Consider the following 6,362-nt stretch of genomic DNA (forward strand, 5'->3'; position numbering starts at 1 on the left):
GGCTACGTCCTGGAGCGCTCCAAGACTTCCCGGACTCCCGGCACGGCGGCGTGAACCCGCAGCCGTTGCAGGACCGGGTCGAGGCGCTGACGCGGTCGCACGGAGGCGACGCCCTCGGAAAGGTCCAGCACGCGGCCGGCGACCCGGGCAGCCTCCTCCGGCTCCCCCGCCGTGGCGTAGGCGTCCGCCAGCCAGCACGAGTACAGGGCCTTGTCTCGGGCGTGGGCGTCATCGAAGCCTGCTAGTACGTCCTCCAGGAGCGGAACCGCGCGCAGCGGCCGGCCAAGCTCTGCCCAGCATCGGCCGGTCATGATGGTCACCTCCTGGTCGTCAACCCACGCCGACCAGTCGGGTTCCTCGGTCGCGTTGCGACGCGCCAAGGCGGCGCGCGCCGTTGCCAGTGCCGCGTCAGTCTCACGGGCGTTGCCGACGACAGCGTGCGCCCAGGCTCGACGCTCGTGCAGCAGAGCAGTGACGGTGGCCGGGGAGTCGTCGCCGGCAGCGGCGCAAGAAGCCTCTGCGATCGCAACCGCTTCGCGGGGGTCGCCGCCAACTGTCTGATACGCCAGGAAAGCCAGCGCGTTGCCAGCGAGGTGAGGTGCTTGCGCTTGATTGGCTATCCCGTGACTTTCGCCGTATAGCCGCTTCGATAGGTCCAGGTTGCCCGCGTCGAACGCAGCCCAGCCAGCTTGTTGCGCCTGTTCCGCAAGAATTGCGAGCAGGCGCTGTTGGACCGTCTCGGTGTAGGTGCCGCCCGCCACGAGCTTCTTGGTCATCTCGTATTCGGACAGATACAGGCGAACGGTGTCGCCGCCTCCGAGGACGTCATCGAGGCGACGGAGCCTCGCCGTCCGTCGCGCAAGGACCTTCGGCAGCTCCTCGCCGAGCCGCCGCCCGGAGGAGAGGTCAGCGACGTCAACGGCACCGAGCAGGGTGCCGGCACCAACGGCAGACACGCGCAGGAAATCACGCCGATTCACGGTCTCACCTCGGGCATCTTGGGCCATCGCTTGGCTGGCCTCCCAGTCTCGGGGAGCCAAGCCCAGCATATGCCCCGGAATTCGCATGGCATCTGCGATAAGGCTGATCTTTTCGTATGTTGCGATACTGCCCTGTCCACGGGCGAGCGCACCTACTCTTTCGGCCTTGATAGAGCACGCATCCGCAATTCGCGAATAGCTGATGCCAGCCCATTTCCGAGCCAGCATGAACACTGTCCCAAAGTCATGCCGCGCGAGTGCGGCGCGCATGTCCTCGCGCTCCAGGACATGGCGCGGAATAGCTATCCCGCTGACTCGCTGCGACATGAACGCCTCCACCCCGTCGGTAGCTCCTCATCCACATCCGCCAGTGGCCTACCCATCATGGGTACCCCCGCCGGAGGGTCGAAAGAGCACTTCCCAGCCTCGCACTCTTACACCCAGGGATCAATACAGCGCGATGCGTCACCACCTTGACCTGTACTGAGTGAGTCAGTACGGTCAAGTCGGTACTGAGTCGCACCGCTGTCCCACGACAAGGGGAGGTTGGGCATGGCGAAGTCAGGGATGTTCGGTGAGCGCCCGGTGGGCGCGGTGACGCTGGTGGAGACGCCGGTGTCGCGGTCGTACGCGCAGAAGGCTCGGGTGGCGTTCCTCGTCGTGGCGGCGTCCGTCGCTCTGATGGTGGGCGCCACCGCTTCGGTGGCGCTGCCGCTGCCGCTGGCGGTCCTGGTTGGACTGCTGACCGGCGGGGTGTGCGGCTTGGTGGTCGCGTGTGTGGTCCGGGTGTGGCCGGCGCTGCGGGTGCTGTGGTGGTGGGCGGTCGAGATCGTCGCTGCGGTCACGGTGTTCGTAGGCATGGCGTACCTGTCTCGGGCGACGCATCCGGCGGTGCCGCTGGTGCTCCTGGCCGTGGTGCTGGGTGTGCTCTTCGGCGTCGGTCGGTTTCGTCGGCGGGTGTCGGCGTGGGTGTGGTGCGTGGTGGTGCGTCACCGGCTGCGGCTCTGCTTCACGGAGTTCATCCGGTCGGCGTCGCGGCTGCACCCGGGTCGACTGCCGCTGATCCTGTGGGCGCGGCCGACACCGGCCGGGGAGCGGGTGTGGGTGTGGCTGCGGCCGGGCCTGGACCTGACGGACCTGGACGGCAAGGCGGACAAGCTCGCGGTGGCCTGCTGGGCGGGTGAGGCGCGGATGGTCCGCGCGTCAGCCCGGCATGCCGCGTTGGTGCGGGTCGACATCACCCGTCGTGACCCGTTGACCGGCCTGGTGGCGTCGCCGCTGTCGGCCTGGGTGGCGTGGATGCGCGACGAGGACGCCCCGGTGTCGCCGGCTGTGCCGCCGGTGGACTTGGACCTGCTGGACGTTCCGGAGCCCGCGCCGCCGCAGCAGCGCAGCCCGCGCCGCTGACCTCGAAAACTCGCACACGTTGTGCGACGTGTGCCAGGTGGTGCCGCGCTCGGCGGCGCACCTCGGGAAACCGATCCAGGGAGGATCTGCAATGGCAAACGACACGACCGTGACGGTGGTGGGCAACCTGACCGCCGACCCGGAACTGCGGTTCACCCCGGCTGGGGTGGCGCTGGTGAAGTTCACCGTGGCGTCGACGCCTCGGGTGTTCGACCGGAACGCGGGTGAGTACCGCGACGGTGACCCGCTGTTCCTGACCTGCACCGCGTGGCGGGACCTGGCCGAGCACATCGCCGAGTCCCTGGCCAAGGGCACCCGCGTGGTGGTGGCCGGGCGGCTGCGGCTGTCGCGGTGGGAGAACGAGCAGGGCGAGAAGCGCTCCGCGTACGGCCTGGACGTCGACGAGGTCGGCCCGTCGCTGCGGTTCGCCACGGCGACGGTGAAGAAGATGGCCCGCACCCGCAACGGGGACGGGTTCACTCCGGAGACGCCGGCGGATGACCCGTGGTCGACCGCCGCGCCGGCGTCGGCGGCCTGAGCGGAGATGCGCTGATGTCGACGCTGACCGTTCCCGCCGTACCGGGTGGCATGCCCGCCGATGCGCCCGTGTCGATCTTCGACCCGGTGCATGTCGGGGTGGACGAGTTCGGCCACCCGGTGCGGGTCCCGCTGATCTACCGCAACTTGTTGATCGGTGGGGAACCGGGCGGCGGCAAGTCGACCCTGCTGAACCTGATCGTGGCTCACGCCGCCCTGTCGCTGGACTGCCGGCTGTGCCTGCTCGACGGCAAGCAGGTCGAGTTGGGCCAGTGGAAGAGCTGCGCCGACGTGTTCGTCGGCCCGGACATCACGCATGCCCTGGCCACGCTTCGGCGGATGCAGATCGTGATGGACAACCGGTACGCCTACCTGGAAGTGGCGGGCCGCCGGAAGACCCAGCGCGATGACGTGTTCAGCCCGATCCTCGTCGCCGTCGATGAGATCGCCTACTTCTCGGCCACCGTCGGGGACAAGAAGACCCGGGAGGACTTCGCGGGTCTGCTGCGGGACCTGGTGGCTCGGGGCCGGGCGGTCGGGATCATCGTCGTCGCGGCGACGCAACGACCCTCGTCCGACATCATCCCGACGAGCCTGCGGGACCTGTTCGCCTGGCGGTGCGCATTCCGGTGCACCACCAACGTGTCCTCCGACATCGTCCTGGGGCACGGGTGGGCCGACCGCGGCTGGTCGGCCAACACGATCAGCCCGACCAACCCCGGCGTGGGTCTGCTCATCGCCGAGGGCGGCACCCCGCAACTGATCAAAGCCGCGTACCTCGATGACGCGGCCTGCGCCCGCATCGCCATCCACGCTGCCCGCATGCGGGCTGACCGCAAGGAGCGTGCGGCATGAGTATCCGTATCCGACCCCGGCCGGCCACGTCGCCAACCTGGCCCGCCGCCGATGACCACCTGCCGCACCCGGACTGGTGCGCCCGAGGGCACGCCTGCGGCCTGGGCGAGCATCGGGCACAGCCGGTCACGCTCCGGGTTCCCGGTCGCGGTGTGGTGGTCCTGACCCGCGTGCTGGCCGCCGACGGCAGCCAGCACGCCGAGATCCGCACCCGCATCAGCCTCGCGCCCGGCGACAACAACGCCCGGGCGCACCTGATGCGGATCGTCACCGAGTTCGACGCGGCCCTGCGGCGGATGGTCCGCCCCCAGCGCCGAACCCCATAGAAACGGGCCGGCAGCACCGGGATTCGCCCTGAGAAAGCACCCCGAAGCCGCCGACCCGCCCCATCAACAGCCCGGAAGGAGCTGCCGTCATGCACGCTACCCAAAACACGGTCGCCGAGCAGGTGACCACCCCGGCCCGCACGCTGCGGGACGCCGCCCTGTACCTGTCCCGCCACGGCTGGACGCAGGGCGCCTACTACGACGCCACCTCAGGGTCGTTCACTCCCCCGGCCTGCTTGGTCGGCGCGGTCGGCATGGTCTGCTACGGCGGACCAGTCGACGCCCCGGCCCAGATGTTCGATGCCCCAGAGTTCGCTGACTTCAACGCCGCGTTGACCTACCTCGACTGGTACTTGGCCCTCCGGTTCGCCGACAGCCAGTACTACGAGCGGCTCGACACCGCCTACGACTTCAACGACGCCAAGGGTCAGACCGTCGACGCTGTCATCGCCGTTCTCAACGCGGCGGCCGACGCGTGGGACCGCACCAACGGCGGTGCGGCATGAACAAGAACACCGTCAAGCCCGGCTTGACGCGCACCCGCACCAAGCGCGCCAAGCGGTCGGTGGAGACCACCGAGTTCGACGCGTTCGTGCGGCGCATCCTGCGGGCGTACGCCCGTCGGGTCGCGGCCGGCGACATCGAGGCGCTGCGGTCGCTCGCGGCGCTGTCCACCGACGTGGACGCCATGACCCGGCTCGCTGTCACCGGTTTGCGCCAGCCTCCGTACCGGTACTCCTGGGCGGAGATCGCCGACCGGCTGGGCGTGTCCCGGCAGGCGGTGCAGATGCGCTACGCCGACCGCGCCGACCGTATCGCCCTGGACGAGCGGCTCATCCGCGCCGGCCTGGGCGTCACGGTGGCGACCCTCGCTCAGGTGTTCGCCGATCACCACTCCGGTAGCCCGGCCGCTTCGGTATGCCCGGGCTGCGGCTTCCGCTACCCCGACGGGGTGACGGACTGCCCGACCAACGCCACGGTTCGTCCGCTGCTGTACCGCCGACGTGGCGAGGACAAGCAGGCGCTCAGCGTGCTGACGCCTGACCAGCTTGCCGACCTGCACAACCTCAAGACCGCCCGGTCCAACCGGACGGCCACCCGTAGGGCGGCCCAACCCACGCCGCCGGCCTCCCGTCAGGAACCGACCCTGTTCGGCCCCGCTGACGGGAGGGCCACGGCATGACCATCAATCCGACCAACCTCCGGCCGGCGGCCGGTGAGCCCCGGTTGGCGTCGATCGCCTCGTGGGCGGTGCTGGCCGCGTCGTTCGGCCTGTCCGCCTCCACCTGGATCGCGCTGGCCGAACTCGCCGGCTTCACCGCTCACATCACGATCCCCGGCACCTCGGTCAGCCTCGCCCTGGCCTGGCTGATGCCCATCGCGGTCGACGGCTACGTGGTCGTCGCCCTGGTGCTGTGGATGGCTCCCGTGCCCGCACGGGTCGCCGCGTTCGCCAAGAAGAACACCTACGGTGCGGCCGGCATCGGCATCGCTGCCCAGTCGGCGTACCACCTGCTCCAGACCAACGCCAACACCGATGAAACCTGGCGCGTGGCCATGGCCGCGATCGTCGGCGCACTGCCGCCCGCCGTCGCCGGCCTGGCCGTGCACATGCGCGCCCTGATCCGCCGGGAAAGCGGCCGAACCCTGAACGCCGCCACCGGCACCGCACCGACGTTCCCGGCACCCGCCGAGACGCCAACCCCGACCATGACCGTTCCCGCCGTCCCGGCACCGACGCCCGGCCGGCCGGAGCTGCCCATCATCCCGACCATCGACACGGCCGAACCGGCACCGACGCCGGCTCAGCCCGAGATCCCGACCCCGGCCCAGCTCGCCACCCGGATCACCGCACCGCGACCGGCCCCGGCACCGGAGCCGGCGACGCCCCGGCCCGATGCGGCTGCCCGCCCCGCCCGTCCCCGTCCGAGCAAGCCTGATGTCACCCCGGCACCGACGTTGGCACCGTCCCACCACCGACATTCCTGTCACCGAGTCTGACGCTGCCCAACTTCCGCTGCCGATCGTGGCCCCGGACCTGCTCGCCCGAGCGACCCGCGTCGCGAAGCAGTACCGCATCGAGCACGGCACGCCGATCACCCCGGGCCAACTGGCCGTCCGCCTCAAGGTGACCTCCGAGGAGGCCACGCAAGCCCTCGCGGTCCTGGACCTCGACCCCAACACCGACAACCGACCCGTCCGACCCGCCAATGGACGCCCCGTGAGGGCGACCCGTTGACCGTCTCGACGCTGACCG

The 6,362-nt window shown here is 70.2% G+C and carries 9 protein-coding genes; 8 read left to right on the forward strand and 1 reads right to left on the reverse strand.

Features of this window, described 5'->3' with window-relative positions; all coding sequences use genetic code 11:
- Nucleotides 1-2: 2 nt before the first annotated feature.
- Entirely contained in the window at nt 3-1,319 is a 1,317-nt protein-coding gene (locus GA0070622_RS21375; RefSeq protein ID WP_218060612.1) for an NsdA family TPR-like regulatory protein, read from the reverse strand.
- Between the two features lie 213 nt (nt 1,320-1,532).
- On the opposite strand from GA0070622_RS21375, the gene GA0070622_RS21380 reads away from it, so the two are divergent.
- From GA0070622_RS21380 to GA0070622_RS21410, 8 genes are all read left to right on the forward strand, one after another.
- Nucleotides 1,533-2,387, forward strand: coding sequence for a hypothetical protein (locus GA0070622_RS21380; RefSeq protein ID WP_091576662.1), 855 nt, complete (start codon nt 1,533-1,535; stop codon nt 2,385-2,387).
- Nucleotides 2,388-2,478: 91 nt separating this feature from the next.
- Entirely contained in the window at nt 2,479-2,925 is a 447-nt protein-coding gene (locus tag GA0070622_RS21385) for a single-stranded DNA-binding protein (RefSeq protein ID WP_091576665.1), read from the forward strand.
- Between the two features lie 14 nt (nt 2,926-2,939).
- A complete protein-coding gene (locus tag GA0070622_RS21390) occupies nt 2,940-3,779 on the forward strand; it encodes an FtsK/SpoIIIE domain-containing protein (RefSeq protein ID WP_091577791.1) in 840 nt (279 codons plus the stop codon).
- The gene (locus GA0070622_RS32120; protein WP_141684607.1) at nt 3,776-4,105 is read left to right on the forward strand and encodes a hypothetical protein; all 330 of its coding nucleotides are present in this window, start codon (nt 3,776-3,778) and stop codon (nt 4,103-4,105) included. Before GA0070622_RS21390 ends, GA0070622_RS32120 begins: the two co-directional genes overlap by 4 nt.
- Before the next feature lie 89 nt (nt 4,106-4,194).
- The gene (locus tag GA0070622_RS21395) at nt 4,195-4,611 is read left to right on the forward strand and encodes a DUF6197 family protein (protein ID WP_091576668.1); all 417 of its coding nucleotides are present in this window, start codon (nt 4,195-4,197) and stop codon (nt 4,609-4,611) included.
- A complete protein-coding gene (locus GA0070622_RS33585; protein ID WP_342672779.1) occupies nt 4,608-5,288 on the forward strand; it encodes a hypothetical protein in 681 nt (226 codons plus the stop codon). The genes GA0070622_RS21395 and GA0070622_RS33585 overlap by 4 nt, the downstream gene beginning before the upstream one ends.
- Entirely contained in the window at nt 5,285-6,106 is an 822-nt protein-coding gene (locus GA0070622_RS21405) for a hypothetical protein (RefSeq protein ID WP_091576671.1), read from the forward strand. Before GA0070622_RS33585 ends, GA0070622_RS21405 begins: the two co-directional genes overlap by 4 nt.
- Before the next feature lie 25 nt (nt 6,107-6,131).
- Nucleotides 6,132-6,344 carry a hypothetical protein gene (locus tag GA0070622_RS21410; RefSeq protein ID WP_091576673.1) on the forward strand — a complete coding sequence of 71 codons (213 nt, stop codon included), beginning with the start codon at nt 6,132-6,134 and terminating at the stop codon, nt 6,342-6,344.
- Nucleotides 6,345-6,362: the final 18 nt, after the last annotated feature.

Source organism: Micromonospora sediminicola, assembly GCF_900089585.1.
GTDB classification, from domain to species: domain Bacteria; phylum Actinomycetota; class Actinomycetes; order Mycobacteriales; family Micromonosporaceae; genus Micromonospora; species Micromonospora sediminicola.

What these genes read in the sequence shown, in the direction of transcription:
- GA0070622_RS21405 (WP_091576671.1), top strand. Translation starts at nt 5,285, where the DNA reads ATGACCATCAATCCGACCAACCTCCGGCCGGCGGCCGGTGAGCCCCGG.
- GA0070622_RS21385 (WP_091576665.1), top strand. Translation starts at nt 2,479, where the DNA reads ATGGCAAACGACACGACCGTGACGGTGGTGGGCAACCTGACCGCCGAC.
- GA0070622_RS21390 (WP_091577791.1), top strand. Translation starts at nt 2,940, where the DNA reads ATGTCGACGCTGACCGTTCCCGCCGTACCGGGTGGCATGCCCGCCGAT.
- GA0070622_RS21380 (WP_091576662.1), top strand. Translation starts at nt 1,533, where the DNA reads ATGGCGAAGTCAGGGATGTTCGGTGAGCGCCCGGTGGGCGCGGTGACG.
- GA0070622_RS32120 (WP_141684607.1), top strand. Translation starts at nt 3,776, where the DNA reads ATGAGTATCCGTATCCGACCCCGGCCGGCCACGTCGCCAACCTGGCCC.
- GA0070622_RS33585 (WP_342672779.1), top strand. Translation starts at nt 4,608, where the DNA reads ATGAACAAGAACACCGTCAAGCCCGGCTTGACGCGCACCCGCACCAAG.
- GA0070622_RS21395 (WP_091576668.1), top strand. Translation starts at nt 4,195, where the DNA reads ATGCACGCTACCCAAAACACGGTCGCCGAGCAGGTGACCACCCCGGCC.